This window comes from Pseudomonas putida, assembly GCF_050990305.1.
Taxonomy (GTDB): domain Bacteria; phylum Pseudomonadota; class Gammaproteobacteria; order Pseudomonadales; family Pseudomonadaceae; genus Aquipseudomonas; species Aquipseudomonas putida_AH.
The window spans coordinates 5,289,751-5,311,163 of record NZ_CP158817.1 but is presented as its reverse complement, the minus strand read 5'-3'; the positions used below and the strand labels follow the sequence as shown (position 1 = coordinate 5,311,163).

Annotated in this window: 18 protein-coding genes; 12 read left to right on the top strand and 6 right to left on the bottom strand. The window is 61.3% G+C overall.

Annotated elements, in window-relative coordinates; all coding sequences use genetic code 11:
* Window positions 1–147: 147 nt before the first annotated feature.
* The 6 genes from ABTV22_RS24060 (at window position 148) to ABTV22_RS24035 (ending at window position 7,597) form a co-directional block, all read left to right on the top strand.
* Entirely contained in the window at window positions 148–1,785 is a 1,638-nt protein-coding gene (locus tag ABTV22_RS24060) for a 5-guanidino-2-oxopentanoate decarboxylase (protein WP_433736912.1), read from the top strand.
* Window positions 1,782–3,230, top strand: a complete 1,449-nt coding sequence (locus ABTV22_RS24055; RefSeq protein WP_433736911.1) for an aldehyde dehydrogenase family protein — start codon at window positions 1,782–1,784, stop codon at window positions 3,228–3,230. The genes ABTV22_RS24060 and ABTV22_RS24055 overlap by 4 nt, the downstream gene beginning before the upstream one ends.
* Before the next feature lie 294 nt (window positions 3,231–3,524).
* Entirely contained in the window at window positions 3,525–4,628 is a 1,104-nt protein-coding gene (locus tag ABTV22_RS24050) for an extracellular solute-binding protein (protein ID WP_433736910.1), read from the top strand.
* Between the two features lie 143 nt (window positions 4,629–4,771).
* On the top strand, window positions 4,772–5,680 hold the full coding sequence (locus ABTV22_RS24045) for an ABC transporter permease (RefSeq protein WP_433736909.1): 909 nt from the start codon (window positions 4,772–4,774) through the stop codon (window positions 5,678–5,680).
* Complete coding sequence (locus ABTV22_RS24040; RefSeq protein WP_433736908.1) at window positions 5,677–6,525, top strand: ABC transporter permease; 849 nt, start codon at window positions 5,677–5,679, stop codon at window positions 6,523–6,525. The genes ABTV22_RS24045 and ABTV22_RS24040 overlap by 4 nt, the downstream gene beginning before the upstream one ends.
* Before the next feature lie 16 nt (window positions 6,526–6,541).
* On the top strand, window positions 6,542–7,597 hold the full coding sequence (locus ABTV22_RS24035; RefSeq protein WP_433736907.1) for an ABC transporter ATP-binding protein: 1,056 nt from the start codon (window positions 6,542–6,544) through the stop codon (window positions 7,595–7,597).
* A 123-nt stretch (window positions 7,598–7,720) separates the two neighbouring features.
* Here the strand turns inward: ABTV22_RS24035 and ABTV22_RS24030 are convergent, their stop codons facing one another.
* Window positions 7,721–8,674, bottom strand: coding sequence for an AraC family transcriptional regulator (locus tag ABTV22_RS24030; RefSeq protein ID WP_433736906.1), 954 nt, complete (start codon window positions 8,672–8,674; stop codon window positions 7,721–7,723).
* A gap of 408 nt (window positions 8,675–9,082) precedes the next feature.
* Between ABTV22_RS24030 and ABTV22_RS24025 the strand changes: the two genes are divergently transcribed.
* Together ABTV22_RS24025 and ABTV22_RS24020 are read left to right on the top strand one after the other, a co-directional pair.
* Window positions 9,083–9,436 (top strand): antibiotic biosynthesis monooxygenase family protein, encoded by a 354-nt coding sequence (locus ABTV22_RS24025; RefSeq protein WP_433736905.1) that lies wholly within the window; start codon window positions 9,083–9,085, stop codon window positions 9,434–9,436.
* A 41-nt stretch (window positions 9,437–9,477) separates the two neighbouring features.
* A complete protein-coding gene (locus ABTV22_RS24020) occupies window positions 9,478–9,708 on the top strand; it encodes a hypothetical protein (protein ID WP_433736904.1) in 231 nt (76 codons plus the stop codon).
* On the opposite strand, the gene ABTV22_RS24015 is transcribed toward ABTV22_RS24020, so the two are convergent.
* Window positions 9,709–10,338 (bottom strand): flavin reductase family protein, encoded by a 630-nt coding sequence (locus ABTV22_RS24015; protein ID WP_433736903.1) that lies wholly within the window; start codon window positions 10,336–10,338, stop codon window positions 9,709–9,711.
* A gap of 317 nt (window positions 10,339–10,655) precedes the next feature.
* Between ABTV22_RS24015 and ABTV22_RS24010 the strand changes: the two genes are divergently transcribed.
* Window positions 10,656–11,411 (top strand): COG4705 family protein, encoded by a 756-nt coding sequence (locus tag ABTV22_RS24010; protein ID WP_433736902.1) that lies wholly within the window; start codon window positions 10,656–10,658, stop codon window positions 11,409–11,411.
* Between the two features lie 114 nt (window positions 11,412–11,525).
* On the opposite strand, the gene ABTV22_RS24005 is transcribed toward ABTV22_RS24010, so the two are convergent.
* The 4 genes from ABTV22_RS24005 to ABTV22_RS23990 all read right to left on the bottom strand — a co-directional run bounded on the left by ABTV22_RS24005 (window position 11,526) and on the right by ABTV22_RS23990 (window position 17,942).
* Entirely contained in the window at window positions 11,526–12,845 is a 1,320-nt protein-coding gene (locus ABTV22_RS24005) for an MFS transporter (RefSeq protein WP_433736901.1), read from the bottom strand.
* 260 nt (window positions 12,846–13,105) lie between these two features.
* Window positions 13,106–14,431: a sigma-54-dependent transcriptional regulator gene (locus ABTV22_RS24000; RefSeq protein ID WP_433736900.1), complete on the bottom strand. Its 1,326-nt coding sequence runs from the start codon at window positions 14,429–14,431 to the stop codon at window positions 13,106–13,108.
* Entirely contained in the window at window positions 14,425–16,191 is a 1,767-nt protein-coding gene (locus tag ABTV22_RS23995) for a sensor histidine kinase (RefSeq protein WP_433736899.1), read from the bottom strand. The genes ABTV22_RS24000 and ABTV22_RS23995 overlap by 7 nt, the downstream gene beginning before the upstream one ends.
* A gap of 227 nt (window positions 16,192–16,418) precedes the next feature.
* Window positions 16,419–17,942, bottom strand: coding sequence for a fumarate hydratase (locus tag ABTV22_RS23990; RefSeq protein WP_095193134.1), 1,524 nt, complete (start codon window positions 17,940–17,942; stop codon window positions 16,419–16,421).
* 408 nt (window positions 17,943–18,350) lie between these two features.
* On the opposite strand from ABTV22_RS23990, the gene ABTV22_RS23985 reads away from it, so the two are divergent.
* The 3 genes from ABTV22_RS23985 to ABTV22_RS23975 all read left to right on the top strand — a co-directional run bounded on the left by ABTV22_RS23985 (window position 18,351) and on the right by ABTV22_RS23975 (window position 21,301).
* A complete protein-coding gene (locus tag ABTV22_RS23985; protein WP_433736898.1) occupies window positions 18,351–19,457 on the top strand; it encodes a diguanylate cyclase domain-containing protein in 1,107 nt (368 codons plus the stop codon).
* Window positions 19,450–20,385: an iron-sulfur-binding ferredoxin reductase gene (locus ABTV22_RS23980; RefSeq protein ID WP_433736897.1), complete on the top strand. Its 936-nt coding sequence runs from the start codon at window positions 19,450–19,452 to the stop codon at window positions 20,383–20,385. Before ABTV22_RS23985 ends, ABTV22_RS23980 begins: the two co-directional genes overlap by 8 nt.
* A 166-nt stretch (window positions 20,386–20,551) precedes the next feature.
* Window positions 20,552–21,301, top strand: a complete 750-nt coding sequence (locus ABTV22_RS23975) for an enoyl-CoA hydratase-related protein (protein WP_433736896.1) — start codon at window positions 20,552–20,554, stop codon at window positions 21,299–21,301.
* The last annotated feature ends 112 nt before the right edge of the window (window positions 21,302–21,413 follow it).

The window sequence follows — 21,413 nt, the reverse complement described above, 5'->3', positions numbered from 1 at the left end:
TATGACGTGAGGACATGGCTAGTATGACTTTTTATCCATTGTTGAGGCTACGTGTCGCCCGTTCCAATGAGGCCATCCCTGGACCTGCCCATTCATCATAAATACTGCGCAGGCCCGGCGTCTCAAACGAACAAGAAGGGCAATGACATGGCGACGTGTGGCGAAGTATTGGTCAAGTTACTCGAAGGTTACGGGGTCGAGCAGGTGTTCGGCATTCCGGGCGTTCATACCGTGGAGCTGTATCGCGGGCTGGCCCGTTCGAGCATCAACCACGTCACGCCGCGCCATGAGCAAGGCGCCGGTTTCATGGCCGACGGCTATGCCCGCACCAGTGGCAAACCGGGTGTGTGCTTCATCATCACAGGCCCTGGCATGACCAACATCACCACCGCCATGGGCCAGGCCTATGCCGACTCGATCCCGATGCTGGTGATCTCCAGCGTGCAATCGCGCAGCCAGTTGGGCGGCGGTCGCGGCAAGTTGCATGAACTGCCGAACCAGAGCGCGTTGTGCGCTGGCGTCGCGGCGTTCTCTCACACCCTGATGTCGGCGTCCGAACTGCCGGGCGTACTGGCCCGTGCTTTTGCGTTGTTCCAGGCCGGTCGTCCGCGCCCAGTGCACATCGAAATCCCGTTGGACGTGCTGGTGGAAGACGCCGATGACCTGCTCGCCAGCCTGCCGGTGAGCATCGACCGCGCCGGTGCTGCACCGACTGCTGTGAGCCGCATGACTGAACTGCTGGCCGGCGCCCAGCGTCCGCTGATCCTGGCCGGTGGCGGTGCCATCGATGCCGCCGCCGAGCTGACCGAACTGGCCGAACTGCTGGACGCGCCCGTAGCGCTGACCATCAACGCCAAAGGCATGCTCGAATCCGCTCACCCGCTGCTGATCGGTTCGACCCAGAGCCTGGTCGCCACCCGTGCTCTGGTCGCCGAAGCCGACGTGGTGCTGGCCATCGGTACCGAACTGGCCGAGACCGACTACGACGTCACCTTCAAAGGTGGTTTCGAGATTCCCGGCAAGCTGCTGCGCGTCGACATTGACCCGGACCAGACCGTGCGCAACTACCCGCCGCACGTCGCATTGGTGGCTGACTCGCGCAACGCCGCCCAGGCCTTGCTCAGCGCCTTGTCGCACAAGTCGCTGGCCGAGCGCCGCAACGATTGGGGCCAGGTGCGCGCTGCCCGCCTGCGCGAAGAATTGGCGGCCAGCTGGGATGAGCCGACCCTGGCCCAGACCCGATTCCTGGAAACCGTCCTGCACGAATTGCCAGACGCCGTCTTTGTCGGCGATTCGACCCAACCGGTCTACACCGGCAACCTGACGTTCAACCCGGAGCGCCCGCGTCGTTGGTTCAACTCATCCACCGGCTACGGCACTCTCGGTTACGCCTTGCCGGCGGCGATTGGCGCCTGGCTCGGTGGCAGCACTAAAAACGGTGCACGCCCACCTGTGGTGTGCCTGATCGGCGATGGCGGCCTGCAATTCACCCTGCCGGAACTGGCCAGCGCCGTGGAAGCGCGTACTCCGGTGATCGTGCTGCTGTGGAATAACCAGGGCTACGAAGAGATCAAGAAATACATGGTCAACCGCTCCATCGAACCGGTGGGCGTGGATATCTACACCCCTGATTTCATCGGTGTCGCCAAGGCCCTGGGTTGCGCCGCCGAAGCGGTCAGCGATGTCGAGCACCTGCGCAGCGCCTTGCGTGCCGCCAGTGATCGTCAGGGCCCGACCTTGATTGAAATCGATCAGACCGCTTGGACTCAGGCGGTGTCGAAATGACTTTTCCAACCACGCTTGATGGGCTGTACATCGACGGTCAATGGTCGGCGGGCAATGAACACCTGCGGGTGATCAACCCGGCCACCGAAGCGCTGCTGACCACGGTCGTCGGCGGTGATGAGCACGCGGTCGAGCAAGCCGTCAGCGCGGCGACCAAAGCCTTCGCCGACTGGTCGAAAACCACTGGCGCCGAGCGCGGCGCAATCCTGCGCAAGATCGCTGCCGGCGTGTCGGCCCGTCGTGAGCGCTTGATGCACTTGCAGTCGAGCAACAACGGCAAACCGCAGTTCGAAGCGGCCATCGACGTCGATGACGTGATCGCCACCTTCGAGTACTACGCAGGTCTGGCCGAAGGGCTGGATGCCAAGCAGGACAGCACTGTCGAACTGCCGAGCGAAGACTTCAGTGCTCGTCTGCGCCGTGAACCCTGCGGTGTGGTCGGCTTGATCGTGCCGTGGAACTTCCCGATGGTCACCACCGCGTGGAAACTCGCCCCGGCCTTGGCTGCCGGTTGCTGCGTGGTGCTCAAGCCTTCGGAAGTGACGCCGCTGCCGGAGCTGGAACTGGCGGCGATCATCGCGCAAGCCGGGTTGCCGGCCGGTGTGTTCAACGTGGTGTGCGGCACAGGCCTGGCCGTTGGCGCGCCGCTGTCGGCAGACCCGCGCATCGCCAAGATCTCCTTCACCGGCAGCAATGCGGTGGGCGTGCAGGTCATGCAACGCGCAGCGGAAACCGTCAAAGGCGTGAGCCTGGAACTGGGCGGCAAGTCTTCGCTGCTGGTGCTGGCCGATGCCGACATCGACCTGGCTGTGGACGTAGCTTGCGGCGGTGGTTTCTTCAACGCCGGGCAAATGTGTTCCGCCACCAGCCGTGTGCTGGTCGCCGATGAACTGGCCGATGAATTCATGAGCCGTTTGAAGGCCCGCGCCGAAGCCATTCGCGTGGCCGATCCGTTCGACCCGAACGTGGAAATGGGCGCGCTGGTCAATCAGGCGCAGTACCAGCGTGTGCTCGGCCACATCGATCGCGGGTTGAGTGCCGGCGCCAAACTGGTGTGTGGCGGTAATCGTCCAGCGGATCTGCCGCGCGGATATTTCTTGCAGCCAACGATCTTCACCGACGTGCCCCTGGACAGTGCGCTGTGGTGTGAAGAGATCTTCGGCCCGGTGATCTGCGTACATCGTTTCAGCTCTGAAGCCGAGGCGATTGCCCTGGCCAACGACAGTCAGTTCGGTCTGGTCGCCAGTGTCGTCACGCGCAATGCGCAAACGGCGGATCGCGTCGCCAACGCCTTGCAGGCGGGACTGGTGTGGATCAACGCACCGCAAGTGATCTTTCCGCAGACCGCCTGGGGTGGCTACAAACAGAGCAGCATCGGCCGCGAATTGGGGCCGTGGGGCTTGCAGGCGTTCCAGGAAATCAAACACGTGATTCGCGCCGTTTGATACCTCTCCTGTAGGAGCGAGCATGCTCGCGATGGACGTCAACGATTACGTGGGGCAGCAGACAGCCCGTGTCGTCCATGCGCCTATCGCGAGCATGCTCGCTCCTACAAAGAGGCATGCGCTGATGTCATGGCTTCAATGAGTTTTTATCGATAGTCAGGTGTTTTACACGACCTCAGGATGAACCCGTCGGCTCAGCCAAAACCCCGTGAATAGGGGGGTAAACACTGAACCGACGCACAGATGCACGGTTGCTACCAGTCTCATACTTACAAAAATAAATGGGAGTCCGTAATGGGCGAGCACGATCTGAACAGACGTCAATTCATCAAGACCGTGGGCGTAGCCTCGGTTGCAGCAGCGGCCATGAGCATGCCGTTCATCAAGGCCAATGCCAGCGATACCCGCTTTGCCGGCAAGACCCTGAAACTGCTGACCTGGTCCGATGACACGGGCCTTGCAGCACTGCGCAACATCGCCGCGACCTTCGAAGACAAGTACGGTTGCAAGGTCGTCGCCGACCGCACCGGCAGTACTTCGGAAATGGTCGCCAAACTCAAAGCCGGCGGTGATCGTCCGCAGTACGACATCATCACCCTGGCTGGCGTCGGCGCCGAAGGTCTGGCCGCCGCCAACCTGCTGGAAAAACCCGACCTCAACCGTATTCCCAACCTGGTCGACGTACCGGAGAAATACCGCACCGGCGCCAATGGCCACGGAATCGGTTACCTGCTCTGGTGCAACAGCCTGGTCTACAGCACCCGCACCCAGAAAGAAGCGCCGACCAGTTACGCTTCCCTGTGGGACGCCGACCTGGCACCGAACATCTTCCTGCCGCCGCCGAACTGGACTGAGGCCATGGACCTGATCATCATCGCCGCCAAACTGGCCGGTGGTGACGAGCACAACATCGAGCCTGGCTTCAAGAAACTCGCCGAGCTCAAGGACCGCGTGGTGACCCTGGGTGAAAACCCGAACCAGATCGCCGAGCTGTTCCGCACCGGCTCCCTGGACATGGGTGGCTTGTACGCACCGGCCTTCTTCCCGAAACAGATTCGCGACCCGAACTACGGCCTGAGCGCCACCTTCGGCATGAAGGAAGGTTTCTACACCGACCTGATGCAGTCGGTGATGCCGAAGAACCGTCCGGGTGACACCGACATGGCCTACGCCTTCATCAACCACTCCCTGGACCCGCTGGTGCAGGGCAAGATGGCTGAAGACATCTACAACGGCCCGGTCAACGCCAAGGCGATCATCTCCGCCGAAGCACGCAAGAGCCCGTACATCCTGACGCCGGAGCAGATTGCCGAGAAGGCGATCATGCACGACAACGCCTTCCTGGCCACCGTGCATGACCAATGGATTCGTCGTTACACGGAAATCTTTTCTTCCTGATCTGAATCGCGGGGAGGTTCTTCGAACCTCATCGCGGGCAAGCCTCGCTCCTACAGGACCACCGCCATACCCGTAGGAGCGAGGCTTGCCCGCGATCGAGTGCGCAGCACTCGCCAAGATCTTCCATTGACGAGACCCTTGCTATGGAACACCAACCTCTGACCCATCCGGTGAGTGCCGCCCCCGTGCGCGCCGATCGGGGTGTTTCGCCGACGACGCGTGCCTGGTTTTTCCTCTCGCCGTCGATGCTGTTTCTGGGCGTGCTGATTGCCGCCAGCCTTTTGGTGCTACGCATGAGCGTGGGCACCAAGGGCGCGGAATGGTCCGGCTTCAGCCTGGCCAGTTACGCCCAGTTGCTGGAACCCTATTACCTCAAGTCCCTGCTGCTGACCCTGCGCCTGGCGCTGATCAGTGCGGTGATCGCAGTGCTGCTGGCAATCCCGGTGGCCTACACCATGTCGCGCCTGACGTCGCCGTTTGTGCGACGCATATTCCTTGCGGCGGTGTTGCTGCCGTTGCTGGTCAACCTGCTGCTGCAAAGCTATGGCTGGCTGGTGATTCTGGGGCCTGGCGGAATGCTCAATCAGGCGCTGATGGGCCTGGGCCTGATCAAGCGCCCGATCATGCTGCTCTACAACCAGAACGGCGTGTTGATGGGCCTGGTGCAAACCGCTTTCCCGCTGGCCGTGCTGCCGATTGCCAGCGCCATGCGCGGCGTCGCCCGCAGTTACGAAGAAGCCGCCGCGACCCTGGGTGCCAGTCGCTTGCAGGTGTTCCGCCAGGTGGTGTTGCCGATGAGTCTGCCGGGCATCATCACCGGCGCGACCCTGGTGTTCGCCTACAACGCCAGCAGTTTCGTGGTGCCGCTGCTGCTGGGTGGCCGTCGCGTGCCGATGCTGGCGGTAATGGTGCATGACCAGATCGCCCCGCTGATGAACTGGCCCGCCGCGTCGGCTGCCGGTGTGGTGTTGATCGTCACCACGCTCGCGATCATGACCTTGTCCGAATACATCACCGGCCGTCGCCGGCGCATGCTGGAGGCTTCGCAATGAGTACCCTGACCAACAAGCGCCAGTCGCTGCTGCCGGGTGAAACCGGCAAATTCGCCGGCACCCTGTCGGGCATCATCCTGTTTCTGGCGGTACTGCCGATCCTGACCATGATCGTCATGTCCTTCAGTGGCGCATCGAACCTCGACTTCCCGCCCAGCAGCTACAGCCTGCAGTGGTACAAGGCCGCCTGGCACACCTTCGTCTCGCCGGACGCCAGCGATGTGCTGAGCCTCGGCCAAGCCATGGCCACCAGCCTTTTGGTGTCGTGCCTGACCATGATCTTCGCCACGCTGATTGCCGTGCCGGCAGCTTATGCTCTGACGCGCTGCGAGTTCCGCGGCAAGGCCGTGGCGCTGCAACTGATGTCGTTGCCGCTGGTGTTTCCGATGGTGGTACTGGGCCTGGCGTTGTTGCTGGTGTTCGACAGCCTGCCGTTCCACATGACCACCTCGCGGCTGGTGATTGCCCACGTGATCCTGGCGCTGCCGTTCGTGGTGAAAAACTGCACGGCGGCCATGCTGTCCATCGGCAGTGAAGTGGAAGAAGCCGCGCAAATGCTCGGCGCTTCACCGCTGCGGGCGATTGTCGACGTGGTGGTGCCGTTGATGAAGTCGGGGATCCTGGCGGGCATGCTGCTGGCGTTCATCGTTTCGTTCAACGAATTCACCGTGACCTATTTTCTCTACACCATCGACGTGATGACCGTGCCGATCTGGATGTACAGCCGCACCGTGTCCTCGCTTGATCCCACCGTATTTTCGTTTGCCGTGCTGATCGTGCTGATCGACTTCGTCCTGATCTGGGCGTTGGAGAAGTTAGTCGGTGAAGGCGGCGTTTCGTTCTGATTTCTTGAGGTGATTTATGTCTGGTCTGATTCTGGAAAACGTCGAGAAACACTACGGCTCGGCCTGTGCGGTAAAAGATGTGAACCTGCATTTGCCCGAGGGCAAACTGGTGTGTTTCCTCGGCCCTTCGGGTTGCGGCAAAACCACGTTGCTGCGCATGATCGCCGGTCTTGAAACCCTGACCGGCGGCGAGATCCGCCTGGACGGCGAGGACATTGGCCGCACCCCGGCGCACCTGCGCAATTTCGGCATGGTCTTTCAGTCCCTGGCGCTGTTCCCGCACATGACCGTGGGCGAGAACATTGCTTATCCACTGAAACTGCGCGGGGTCAGCAAGGCTGATCAGCAGGCGCGGGTGGTGGAGTTGCTGGAACTGATCCAGCTGCAACCGATGATCGATCGTCCGGTGGCCAAGTTGTCCGGTGGGCAGCGTCAGCGCGTGGCAATTGCCCGGGCGATAGCCTCGCACCCGAAAATCCTCCTGTTGGACGAACCGCTGTCAGCGCTGGATGCCAAGCTGCGCGAGTCGATGCAGGTGGAAATCCGTCAACTGCAACAGCGCCTGAACATCACCACCATCATGGTCACCCACGATCAGCGCGAAGCCATGACCATGGCCGATATCGTTGTCGTGCTGGGTGAGCATCGAGTGCAGCAGGTGGGCACGCCGATCGAGATCTACCGTCATCCGGCCAACGAGTTCGTTGCGGACTTCATCGGCTCCGGCAACATCTTCCCGGCCACGGCGCTGGGCAATGGCAAGGTCAGCCTGCCGGGCGGCGATGCATTGGAAGTGCCGATCTGCAGCAGCATCGTGGTGGGAGAGAAGGTGAAGATGCTGATTCGCCCAGAAGACCTGCAACTGTCGGCGCCGCAGGCGACGGCGGGCAACCGCTTGTTGGGCAAGGTGACGTTCGTGCGTGATATCGGCGCGACCATCGAGACCACGGTGGAGTGTTCCGGGGTGTCGTTCACGGCGCTGAGCACGCCGTGCCAGGGGATTGGTTTGAGCATCGGGCATCCGGTGTCGGTGACCTTGCCGGCGGAGGCTTGTCGCGTTTTGGGTGCTTAGAACGCATAACCCATCCGTAGGAGCGAGGCTTGCCCGCGAAGAAGTCGACTCGGTGCATCTGACAAACCGCGTTATCGATCTTCGCGGGCAAGCCTCGCTCCTACAGGGGATGTGTGTCGCCTGTCAGACGCTTAGGCGCAATCGCGCCAGATCCCGCAGCGGCGGTGCGCCGAACAACCGGCTGTACTCCCGGCTGAATTGCGACGGGCTTTCATACCCGACTCGATATCCCGCCGCCGACGCCTCCAATCCTTCAGCCAGCATCAAGCGACGCGCCTCCTGCAAGCGCAGTTGCTTTTGATACTGCAACGGGCTCATCGCCGTCATCGCCTTGAAGCGGTGATGCAATGTCGACACGCTCAGGTTCACTTCCTTGGCCAGATCATCGATGCGCAGCGGCTGTTCAAAGTTGCCGTTGAGCCATTTGATCGCCTGGCTGATGCGATGGCTCTGACTGTTGGCAATGGCGATTTCGTACAGTCGATGGCCTTGCTGGCTGCGGAGCAGGCGATAAAGGATTTCCCGGCGGATCAGCGGCGCGAGCATGGCGATGTCTTTGGGGGTGTCGAGCAGCCGTGCCAGGCGCAGCACGGCGTCGAGCATCGCGCTGTCGAGGCGCTCTACATACAGCCCGCGTCCGGTTGGCCGGGTCGGTACGCCGATGGGCCCGGCGTCGGCAATCAGCGCGGTGATTTCCGCCGGGTCGATGTCCAGTCGCACGGCGAGGATCGGTTCTTGCGCCGAGACATTCACCACCCGACCGCTGAGCGGCATCGACACCGAGACCACCAGGTAATGCAGCGGATCGTAGTTGAAGTACTCGTCAGCCAGCCGAACTTCCTTGCGCCCCTGAGCCATGATGCACAGCGCCGGTTGCGCGAGTACCGGGGCGAACTCGTGGTTCTGGCTGTGGCGCGACATGAACAGTGAGTCGACAGCCGTGGCATAACTGCCATCTTCGGCGGTGTTGCGGCGAATGATGGCCGCCAGTTCCGCGCGCTGTTTCTCCATCTCGGCATCCAGCGGGTCTGGTTGCTGGTGTGACTGCTGGTGTGAAAAGTGATCGAGCGACGACATGCAAGGCATCCTCGTTTTGACGCATGGGGTAGTGAGCCGAGCTTAAGTTTGTGCAAGCGCGGGTGGTAGACACATCCTGCCTGATGCTTGCCTGATCCTGCACGGAGTTGCTCCCACACTGCGCGCAGAGGCCGTGCTTGAATCCAGATCAAACCCCTGTAGGAGCTGCCGAAGGCTGCGATCTTTAGATTTTATTTTTTAAGATCAAAAGATCGCAGCCTGCGGCAGCTCCTACACAAAACGCGTGTGGCAGCGGTTACACATTTTTACGGGTTGGCGATGCAGTCTCGCAGGATTGTGCAACGCGCCGGCAGAAATCGACTAACGACACAGGCGAATCGACCCTTAACCTTGGATCCTGTCGCAGCCCGTCCCTGGCTGCCACGCGACACCTTGGGAGGGTTGAACATGTCGAAGCAGATCCCCGTCAGTCATATGGCCTTTGTCCGGGCGTGCGCCGGGCGCTCGCAGGAACTGGGTGTGCGCCTGAGTGCGCTGATCGAGCCGTCCCGGGCCGCGCCAGGTTGCCTGAACTTTGCCTTGCAACACTCGCAATGCGATCCAGAGCTGTGGCTGGTTTCCGGTTTCTGGATCAATCAGCAGGCCATGACCGCTTACTTCAGTACCCCGGCCATGGAGGTGTTTGCCGAGCTGGTGCAGGAGTTGGTCGTCAACAGCCTGGATTTCCACACTTTCAAGGATGTGTCAGCAGCGCAAGCCCTCAACCAGTCCGGGGCGGCGGTACACAAACTGGCCGGTTGAGGGTTTAATGACAGCCTTCTCAACCAGCCAGGATGCGCGACATGGCACGCAAAGCCTTTGAAACCTTCGAAGCCGTATCAGCTGTAGTACCGGGCGAAGGCGGTTATCACGCCGCTATTGCCGTCAAGGCGTTGGGCGGTTCCGGCGCCCCGCGATTTCACAAAGTGCTGGAAGGGCAGGTTTTCAAGACTGCTCACGAAGCCGATGAAGCAGCCGCCAAAGAGCTGACCCGCCTCAAGAACGTCAAGGAAAATGCCGACCTGCTCTGGTAATTACCGGGCCGCTCCCGGTCGATACATCTTGAATAAAGCCTCAGGCCCCAGCTGGAAATAATCCGCCGGCCCGCCGCCGCGCAGAATCGGTTCTGCCGCGGCGGTGTCGTATACCCCATCTTTCAACAGCCATTTGGCGATGTGCACGGCGACCACTTCGCCGAGAATCAGCCAACTCGGCACCATGTTTCCATCCGCTCGCTGCAACTGAATGATCTGTGTGACCTTGCACTCGAAGGACACCGGGCTTTCAGCGACCCGGGGCACCGCAATGATTTTCGAGGCAACGGGGGTGAGCCCCGAAAGCTCGAACTCGTCCACTTCAGGCCCGACCATGGCGCAGCTCTGGTTCATCTGCTCGGCCAGGGGGCGGGTGGCCAGGTTCCAGGCGAACTCGCCGGTTTGCTCGATGTTGTTCAGGCTGTCTTTACGCCCGACGCTGGAAAAACCAATGATCGGCGGAATGTAGTTGAAGGCGTTGAAGAAGCTGTAAGGCGCCAGGTTCAGGTGGCCGTTGGCATCCTGTGAGGAAATCCAGCCAATGGGGCGCGGGCCGACGATGGCGTTGAACGGATCGTGGGGCAGGCCGTGGCCGTTGGCGGGTTCGTAAAAGTGGATGTCATCGGGCATGGGGGCATTCCTGGCGCTTTCGTGTGGCAGTCATGGTGCAAGGACCGACGACATTTTTCCAGCCAACAATGTTCCCCTGTAGGCGCTGCCGCAGGCCGCGATCTTTTGATCTTAAAAAACAAAGTCAAAAGATCGCAGCCTGCGGCAGCTCCTACCGGTTTTGTGACAGCCCGGATAGCGCGATTAGTCCGGCCTTTCGCCGGTGTGACAGATTTTTCATGAAGTGCTTACCCAATTTTCACCCGCTGATCTCCAGTCTGCGCACCGCGGCAAAACCCGAAGAAAACGCCGTCATGAAAACTGGAGCTCTATCCTCGATGAATAAACTTCCTCAAATCACCTTGGCGTTCTGGGTGATGAAAATCTGCGCGACGACTCTGGGGGAAACCGCGGGTGATTTGCTGTCGATGACCCTCAACGTAGGGTACGCCATCAGTTCTCTGATATTGATCAGCGTCTTTGTGCTGACACTGGTTACTCAGTTGATGTCCAAGACCTATAAGCCGGTGCTGTACTGGATCGTGATCCTGTCGACCAGCACGGCGGGCACCACGATGTCCGACTTCATGGACCGCACCCTCGAACTGGGCTACGCCACGGGCTCGATGATCCTGATTGCGATTTTGCTGGGGATTTTTGCTGCCTGGCGCCTCAGTGGCGATTCGCTGAACGTGACCAAGGTCCAGACGTTCCGTGGCGAGATGTTCTATTGGATGGCGATTCTGTTTTCCAACACCCTGGGCACTGCGCTTGGCGATTACCTGGCCGATGATTCGGGGCTTGGTTTCGCCGGTGGCGCGCTGTTGATCGGCTCGACCATTTTGCTGGTGGTGTTGCTCAAGTACTTCACGAAGATTTCGTCGGTGCTGTTGTTCTGGGTGGCGTTTGTTCTGACTCGACCGTTCGGCGCTACCTTGGGCGACTTCCTGACCAAGCCCCATGAGAAGGGCGGCCTGGATTTCGGCACCATCGGCTCGTCGCTGGTGTTGGCGGGGATTTTGGTGGTGATGATTGTGGGGGCTTCGATGGCGCAGAAGCGCTTCGGGAAACAGCCGGTTGCCGAGCTCTCCTGATCGACCGAGTTGCGGCCTTCGCGGGCAAGCCTCGCTCCTACAGGGACTATGCATTACCTGTAGGAGCGAGGCTTGCCCGCGAAGAGGCCGGTACTACCGACCTCGATATCGCTGTCAGTCAGTGACAATCCGCGAATGCTTCTGGGTGTCCTTCATGGTGACGTACACCAGCAACGACACGGCAATGCACGCGGTCACGTACCAGTAGTAGCCGGTTTCCATACCGATGCTCTTGAACCACAGGGCGATGTATTCAGCGGTGCCGCCGAAGATCGATACGGTCAGGGCGTACGGCAGGCCCACGCCGAGGGCGCGGATCTCGGTCGGGAACAACTCGGCCTTAACCACCGCGTTGATCGAGGTGTAGCCACTGACGATGATCAGCGCCGCCATGATCAGGAAGAATGCACCCCACCATGTCTGGACGGTGTGCAGTGTCATCAGGATTGGCACGGTGAAAATCGTACCCAGCACGCCGAAGGCGATCAGGATCGGACGACGGCCGATCTTGTCCGACAGGCCGCCGATGATCGGTTGCAGGCACATGAACAGGAACAGCGTGGCAGCGGAGATGGTGGTGGAGTCGGAAATGCTCATGCCGACGGTGTTCACCAGGTATTTCTGCATGTAGGTGGTATAGGTGTAGAACGCCAGGGTGCCGCCCATGGTCAGGCCGACCACGGTCAACAATTCCTTCGGATGGCGCAGCAAAGTGCGCATCGCGCTTTCCTTGGCCTTCTCTTTCTTGGTGAACGACTCGGTTTCTTCCATGCCGCGACGCAGGTACAACGCAACGACGGCACACAGCGCGCCGATGGCGAAGGGAATGCGCCAGCCCCAGGCATACAGCTGTTCGGTGGTCAGGGTTTGTTGCAGCACGATCAATACGCCCAACGCAATGAGCTGGCCGGAGATCAGGGTCACGTACTGGAAGCTGGAGAAGAAGCCACGACGCTCCTTGGTTGCCATTTCCGAGAGGTAGGTGGCGGAGGTGCCGTACTCGCCACCGACCGACAGGCCCTGCAGCAGGCGGGCGAACACCAGCAGGATCGGTGCGAAGATACCGATGGTTTCATAGCCCGGGCTCAGGGCGATCAGCAGCGAGCCGAAACACATCAGATAAACCGAGGCCATCAGCGCCTTTTTGCGCCCGACTTTGTCGGCGTAGAGGCCCATCAGCCAGCCGCCGATCGGACGCATCAAAAAGCCCACGGCGAAGATCGCAGCGGTGTTCATCAATTGTGCGGTGGAAGAACCGGCGGGGAAAAAGGTCTTGGCGAAGTACAGGGAGAAGGCGGCATAGACGTACCAGTCGTACCACTCGACCATGTTGCCGACAGAGCCGCTGAAAATCGATTTGATGCGACTGGCAGTGGTTCTTGGCTTGGCGGTCACGGCAGCCGACCCAAGGGGCAGGGCGTTGGAGTTATCCATTGAAGGATCCTTCATTTAATTGTTTTTGTGGAGCGCGGTTAAACGCAGCCTGCGGGGGCTATAGCAGGAGCTGTGCCAAGAGGGAGAGGGCCGGTTTAGAGGGGGTAAGTCGTTTTTGTGAGCGGAAATCCGCTTATTCATGGTGGGTGTTAAGCGGAAAACCGCCGAAAAGATCGCAGCCTTCGGCAGCTCCTACAGGATGTACGCCCATCCCATGTAGGAGCTGCCGAAGGCTGCGATCTTTTGGTCTTGAGGGGCAATTACAAAAACATCTCTCGGGTCAGCCCATGCCGCTGCATCTTTTCATTGAAGGTGCGACGCGGCAGTTGCAGTTCCTCGAGTACCGCTTTGACATCACCTTTATGTCGGGTCAACGCCGCGCGCAGGCACTGCGCTTCAAAGGCTTCCTGTTGCGCGGCCAGTGACTGCCCCGGCTCGATGCCGGCCGGTACAGGCTCGCCAAGCCCCAATACCTGGCGTTCGGCCGTGTTCGCCAGTTCGCGCACATTACCCGGCCAGTCGTGGTTCAGCAGATGACTGAGCTGTGGACCGCTCAAGGGTGAAAAGGCGCGGCCCAGACGCTCGGCGGCGTTGCGGGCAAAGGACTCGTACAGCAATGGAATGTCTTCGCGGCGCTCGCGCAATGGCGGCAGGCGCAGCTCGGCGACGGTCAGACGATAGGCCAGGTCCTCGCGAAAGCGCCCGGCCCGCGCTTCTTCGAGCAGGTCCGGTTTGGTCGCGGCGATGATGCGCAGATCCACGCGGATACTCTGGTTCGACCCCAGGCGTTCGAGCTTCTGCTCCTGCAACACCCGCAGCAATTTCACCTGCTGCGCCAGGGGCATGCTTTCGATCTCATCGAGAAACAAGGTGCCGCCGTCGGCGTATTCGAGCTTGCCGATGCGCTTGCCCTGGGCACCGGTGAAGGCACCGCTTTCGTGGCCGAATAGCTCGGCTTCAAACAGTTGCTCCGGGATGGCCGCGCAGTTCAAGGCGACAAAAGGTTTGTCGGCGCGGGGGCCGAAGTCGTGCAAGCAGCGGGCGACCAATTCCTTGCCGCTGCCGGTTTCGCCACGGATCAACACGTTGACCGGTAAGGTGGCCAGGTCCAGCACTTGCCCGCGCAACGTCTGCAAGCTGCGGGATACACCGAGCAGCGTGGCATCGAGCTTGGCGCGGTTATCGGCCTGTTCGTGCAGGGCACGGTTTTCCAGAATCAGACGGCGCTTGTCCAACGCCCGGCGCAGGCTGCCGAGCAGGGTGTCGGGGCTGAAGGGTTTTTCCAGAAAGTCATAGGCGCCATCGCGCATGGCATCGACGGCCATCGGCACATCGCCGTGGCCAGTCAGCAGGATTACCGGCAGGTCGGCATCGCGCCGCTGCACCTCGGCCAACAGCTCCAGACCGGTCATGCCGGGCATGCGCACGTCGCTGAGGATCACCCCGGCAAAATGCTTCGGCAACTGCGCCAGGCATTCGTCGGCACGGCTGAACAGTTGCACGTCGAACCCCGACAGGCTCAGCCATTGCTCCACGGCGCTGCGGATGCTGCTTTCGTCGTCAACCACCATCACAGAATTCAACATGAACCGTGGGCCTCCAGATCGATGGGCAAAGTCAGGGTGAATATCGCGCCATTTGCATGATTGTCGGCCGTCAGGCGACCGCCCGATTCGTGCACGATAGCGAAAGAAACCGCCAGGCCAATACCCAGTCCATCGCCCACCGGTTTGGTGGTGAAAAACGGATCGAACACCTTGGACAGGTTTTCTTCGGCAATGCCGCTGCCGTTGTCGATCACGCTCAAGCGCCACAGTTGTTCTTCGGCTTCGAGGCGGATTTCCAGGCGCTTGCAGGGTTTGTCCTGCATCGCATCCAGGGCATTGCGCAGCAGGTTGATCAGCACCTGTTCCAGGCGAATCGCATCGCCACGCACCCAGGCCGGACGCGTCAGATGCAGCACCGTGCTGACCTGTTCGTCGCGCATTCGCGTGTCGAGCAGGTGCAGCGACTGGTCCACCACCGCCGCCAGGTCCAGGCGCTCGCGCAAGCCGCTGGGGCTTTTGCGGGCGAAGGTTTTCAAGTGGCCGGTGAGGGCGGCCATGCGGGTCAACATGTCATCCACCGGTTTGAGCGCCTTGTACGCGTCATCGACCCGGCCGTGATCAAGCAGCAGCCGCAGCGTCGCGAGCTGCATGCGTTGCGCCGTCAGTGGCTGGTTGATTTCGTGGGCCAGTGCTGCCGACATCTGCCCGAGGGCGGCGAGCTTGGCCGACTGCACCAGGCCGTCCTGGGCGGTGCGCAGCTCGCGAGTGCGCTCTTCTACCAGTTGTTCAAGCTCCTCGCGGCTGCGCTGGCGCAACTTGGCCAGGCGCCAGCGCTGGTTGAGGAACAGCAACAGAAACACCAGGGTCAGCCACAATCCAGCACCCGCGAGTGCGGCATTGCGGCTGTCTTCGAAGGCGGCTTGCGGGCGGCGCAGCAGATGCAGCGTCCAGCCTTCGGCGGTGAGTGGCAGGGACTCCCACAGATAATCGGCTTTGCCATCCGGGCCGTTGACCCGTACCAGTTCACTGTTGTCGTCGAAGTGACGCAACGATTGGTACTCAAGTGGCGTCAGTGGCTGTTTGTTGTATTGGCGAGTGGCCTTGAGTTCGGCGCGGTCGCTGTCGCTCAGCGGTTTCAATTGGCGATAGCGCCAGCCCGGCTGGTTGGCGATGAAGACGATCCCGCGTGCGTCGCTGACCAGCAACGTGTCGCTACCCTGGCTCCACTCCCGTTCCAGTTCCGGAAACTCCAGTTTCACCACCATGGCGCCGAGAAACTGCCCGTCGTCGTTGGTCACGGCACTGGACAGGAAATACCCCGGAATACCGCTGGTCACCCCCACGGCATAAAACCGGCCGGTGCCTTGGGTGCGGGTCTGGTTGAAGTAGGGGCGGAAGCCATAGTTGTGGCCGACGTAACTGCTGGGCAGGCGCCAGTTGCTGGCGGCCACGGCGAGGCCGGTGCGATCGAGCAATTCCAGGGTCGAGGATTCGGCGGCGCCGTTGATTTTTTCCAGTTTGCGATTCAGCACGTCCTGTTGCGCGAGGCTGACCGGGCCTTTGAGCGCATCGCGTAATTGCGGGTCCAGCGCCAGCACCGAGGGCAGGGCACGGTAGCGCTCGATCAAGGTATGCAGGGATGTGGCGTACAGCGCCAATTGTTGATTGGCACGGGCGGCGTCGTCGACCAGGGATTGGCGCACGGTATGGCGCATGGCCAGGGTGGCGGCGATGGCGGCACCGGCGAGGATGACCAGGGTATAGAGCGTCAGGCGCAAGGGGCGGGATGACAGGAACATGCAGGCCTTACACATGGGGTACGGAGGGGGCGCACCATAGCATGAGCGTGTTGGCCTTTGTAGGAGCGAGCATGCTCGCGATGGATCTGAAATCACCGCGGGGTGTCAGGCTTTACGCGTTATCGTTGACGACCATCGCGAGCATGCTCGCTCCTACAGGGAATTGGGGGCAATAAAAAAGGCGACAGGGGATAAGCCCTGTCGCCTTTTTCGGTCAATCGAGGTGCTTACTGCACTTCGACGGCCAGGCTTTCACTGATCTTTTGCTGCCAGATGGCAGGACCGGTGATGTGTACCGACTCGCCTTTGCTGTCGACCGCAACGGTCACTGGCATGTCTTTGACGTCGAACTCGTAGATCGCTTCCATGCCCAGTTCGGCGAAGGCCACCACGCGGGATTTCTTGATCGCTTGCGCCACCAGGTAAGCCGCGCCGCCCACAGCCATCAGGTAAACGGCCTTGTGGTCCTTGATCGCGTCGATGGCGGTCGGACCGCGCTCGGATTTGCCGATCATGCCCAGCAGGCCGGTTTGCTCGAGGATCTGACGGGTGAACTTGTCCATCCGCGTTGCAGTGGTCGGGCCCGCTGGGCCAACCACTTCTTCGCGAACCGGATCAACCGGACCGACGTAATAGATGAAGCGACCCTTGAGGTCCACCGGCAGGGTTTCGCCCTTGTTCAGCATCTCGACCATGCGCTTGTGCGCAGCGTCGCGACCGGTGAGCATCTTGCCGTTGAGCAGGACGGTTTCGCCCGGCTTCCAGCTCTGCACTTCTTCCGGGGTCAGGGTGTCGAGGTTGACGCGACGGGCCGACGGACCGGCTTCCCAGACGATTTCCGGGTAGGCGTCCAGCGGTGGCGCTTCCAGCGACGCCGGGCCGGAACCGTCGAGCACGAAGTGCGCGTGGCGGGTGGCGGCGCAGTTCGGGATCATGCACACCGGCAGGGATGCGGCGTGGGTCGGGTAGTCCATGATCTTCACGTCGAGCACGGTGGTCAGGCCGCCCAGGCCCTGGGCACCGATGCCCAGCTGGTTGACCTTCTCGAACAGCTCCAGGCGCATTTCTTCGATGCGGTTCTGTGGGCCGCGAGCCTTCAGCTCGTGGATGTCGATGGATTCCATCAACACTTCCTTGGCCATCACCGCGGCTTTTTCGGCGGTGCCGCCGATGCCGATGCCCAGCATGCCCGGTGGGCACCAGCCGGCGCCCATGGTCGGAACGGTCTTCAGCACCCAGTCGACGATCGAGTCGGACGGGTTGAGCATGGCCATTTTCGACTTGTTCTCGGAACCGCCGCCCTTGGCCGCCACGTCCACTTCCACGGTGTTACCCGGAACGATGGAGTAGTGGATAACGGCCGGGGTGTTGTCCTTGGTGTTCTTGCGAGCACCCGCCGGGTCGGCGAGGATCGAAGCGCGCAGGACGTTTTCCGGCAGGTTGTAGGCGCGACGCACGCCTTCGTTGATCATGTCGTCCAGGCTCATGGTGGCGCCATCCCAGCGCACGTCCATGCCCACGCGGACAAACACGGTCACGATGCCGGTGTCCTGGCAGATCGGGCGGTGGCCGGTGGCGCACATGCGCGAGTTGATCAGGATCTGTGCCATGGAGTCACGGGCTGCCGGCGATTCTTCGCGCAGGTAGGCTTCGTGCATCGCCTGGATGAAATCCACGGGGTGGTAGTAGGAAATGAACTGCAGGGCGTCGGCAACGCTCTGAATCAGGTCGTCTTGCTTGATCACGGTCATGAGTCGCGCTCCTCTAAAAGACGGGAACATTCAATAAGGTGCTTGCAGCTTGGGTGCATCGGTCGGTTGCAAGCACCTTTCAAGGCACGCCGGGTATGCTGGCGCGACGCTAAAAAGGCGCGGCAGTATACCTCGCCTCGGTTCCCTACACACCCGCCGGGCGTCATTCGTTGGTCGCATAGATACATGTAACCGCTGTAGGAGCTGCCGCAGGCTGCGATCTTTTGATTTTGCTCCTGGCTTTGAACAGATCAGGATCAAAAGATCGCAGCCTGCGGCAGCTCCTACAGAGGCCAGTCATTCACCCGCAGAAAATCGATGGTCATTTATCGGCCACGCCACTAAAGTGACATACGGTCTGTAGAGTAGGACGCTCTACCAGCCTCCTTTCATTCGGTGAGTCAACGATTGACCCATAACGCCATCCAGCGCTTGCTAATCAAACGTTTTGCCCTCGCGGCCGGCACCTATGCGCTGGCATTGCTATTGGTGTGGCTGGCGTTTTTTACCGACCACTATGAAGACTCGCTGGCGGGCATGGCCATTGGCAGTGCGCTGGTGGTCATCAGCCAGGCGGCGCTGTTCGCGCTGTTTTATTCCGGCCGCAACCTGCGGTTTACCGACCCCAGTCTGACCGAAGCCCAAGTGATGTTGGGCCTGGGCTGGCAAACCTGGTTGATCGCCCATTTGGATGATGCGCGCGGGGCGTTCCTGGTTTTTTATGTATTGATTCTGTTGTTCGGGCTGTTTCACCTGTCCCGACGCGCATTCCTGCGCTGTGCCTTGCTGGTGTTCTTCAGTTTCAGCGCGATCACGCTGTGGGAGGCTTATCACTTCCAGCTGCCCGACCCGGCCCTGGCGGCCTTGCAGGTGTGCGTGCTGTTGATTGTCCTGGTCTGGCTGGTGCTCTATGCCGGTTATGTTCAGGACTCGCGCCATCGCATACGCCAGCGGCGTTTTGCCTTGCAGGCGCACCAGGACACGCTGCGCGGGATGATGCGTCAGCTCGAAGATCTGGTGGCCACCGATGAATTGACCGGCTTGTTCAATCGTCGACATTTCCTGCGCCTGGCCTCCCGTGAGCTCAATGCCATGGATGCTGGCGTCGTGCACGGCCTGGCGCTGATCGATCTCGACCATTTCAAACGCATCAACGACCTGCACGGTCATGCTGCCGGCGATCAGGTGCTGCAAGCCTTTGCCGGCGTAGCCACCGCTTGCCTGCGCGACGGTGACGTCCTGGCCCGCTACGGCGGCGAAGAGTTCGTGATCCTGCTGCCCGATTGCAATGCTGACAGCCTGACCTCCTGTTGCGAGCGGCTGCGCATCGCGTTCACCGATGTCGAGTTGATGGGGCTGAATGTTCGCAATCTCAGCCTGTCCGCCGGGATGACCTTGCTGGCGCCAGGGGACGACCTTGACGATGCCTTGCAGCGTGCCGATCAGGCGCTGTATCGGGCCAAACGCGACGGGCGCAACCGTTGTGCGGCGGCCTGGGAAAACGTCGATGCCTGAGGTGCGCGTCGGCGAACGAGTTTGGTCAGTCGCGGCGGGGAGTAATCTGCTCGATGCCCTGAATCAGAACGGCGTGGCAGTGCCCTATAGCTGCCGCGCCGGCAGTTGCCATGCTTGCCTGGTGCAATGCGTGCAAGGGCTGCCCAGCGACAGCCGTCCCGATGCCTTGAGCGTGGAGCAACGCCAGCAGGGCTGGCGCCTTGCGTGCCAGTGCCAGGTGGTCGAGGACTTGCAAGTGCACACCTTCGACCCGCAGCAGGACGGCCGCCCGGCGGAGGTTGCTGCCGTCGATTGGTTGAGTGACAACGTCTTGCGCCTGCGCCTGACCCCGCAGCGTCCGTTGCGCTACATCGCCGGCCAGCACCTGGTGTTGTGGGCAGGCAACGTCGCGCGGCCGTATTCCCTCGCCAGCCTGCCGGAAGATGACCGTTTTCTGGAGTTCCACCTCGATTGTCGCCGGCCGGGGGAGTTCAGCGATGCGGCACGTCAGTTGAAGATTGGTGATCCGATCCGTTTAGGTGAGCTGCGCGGCGGGGCCTTGCATTACGACCCGGATTGGCACACCCGGCCCTTGTGGCTGATGGCCTCCGGCACCGGGCTGGGGCCGCTGTTCGGCGTATTGCGCGAAGCGTTGCGTCAGGATCACCAAGGCGCCATCCGCGTCATTCACCTGGCCCATGATGCCAACGAGCATTATCTGGCCAAGCCCTTGCAAGCCATGGCCGCCAGCCGCCCGAACCTGAGTATTGAACTGTGGACTGCGGCCGAGCTGCCTGAAGCTTTGGCGCAACTGCGGCTTGTTTCCCGGCAAACCCTGGCCCTACTCTGCGGAGCCCCCGACAGTGTCGATGCCTTTGCTCGATGCTTGTATCTGGCGGGATTGCCGCGCAATCAACTGCTGGCCGATGTGTTCCTGCCCCGTGGTTGAGCGCTGATTTTTCATTGGGGTTGAAGAAGTCTGTGGCGAGGGAGCTTGCTCCCGCTCGAGTGCGCAGCGCTCGTCAGATGATGGGGCTGCTTCGCAGCCCAACGTCGGAACGCCGCCCGGAGCAAGCTCGCTCGCCACAGTAAACGCCCTCGGACAAGGACCTGCCATGACCGACGCCATCCTGATCGAACGCGAACGCGGCCTGCTGACCCTGCGCCTCAATCGCCCCGAAAAGAAAAACGCCCTGACCCGCGCGATGTACAGCCACTTGGCCGAGGCGCTGAAGCAGGCCGACTGCGACCCTGAAATCAATGCGGTGCTGATCACCGGTTCCAGTGAATGCTTCACGGCCGGTAACGACATCGCCGACTTCATCCAGCAACCACCGGGCAACCTCGACAGTCCGGTATTCCAGTTCATGCTCAATCTGTTCGAGTGCCGCAAACCGGTGGTCGCCGCCGTGGCCGGTGCAGCGGTGGGCATCGGTACGACGCTGTTGTTGCACTGCGATCTGGTGTACGTCAGCCGTGATGCGCGGCTGCGCATGCCGTTCGTCAACCTGGGTTTGTGCCCGGAGTTCGGTTCCAGCCTGATCCTGCCGCGTCTGCTCGGACAGACCAGGGCTGCAGAATTACTGCTGCTCGGCGAAGGCTTCAATGGTGAGCAGGCGGCCGCTTGGGGCATTGCGACCCAAGCTCTGGACAGTGGCGAAGAGGCCTTGGCCAGGGCGCGGGAGATGGCCCTGCGGTTCGAGTCCTTGCCGCCGGAGGCGGTGCGCATCAGCAAGCAATTGATGAAGGCCCCGGATCGGGAGTTGCTGAGAAAGGTAATAGAAGAAGAGGGCGCGTTGTTCACCCAACGGTTGCGTTCGCCGGAGGCGATGGCGGCGTTGGTGGGGTTTATCAACAGGCATTGAGTGTTGCGACGACCGATCTGACGCCTTCGCGGGCAAGCCTCGCTCCTACAGACGGAGGCGATCCCGTAGGAGCGAGGCTTGCCCGCGAAGAGGCCGGATCAGGCAGCACATC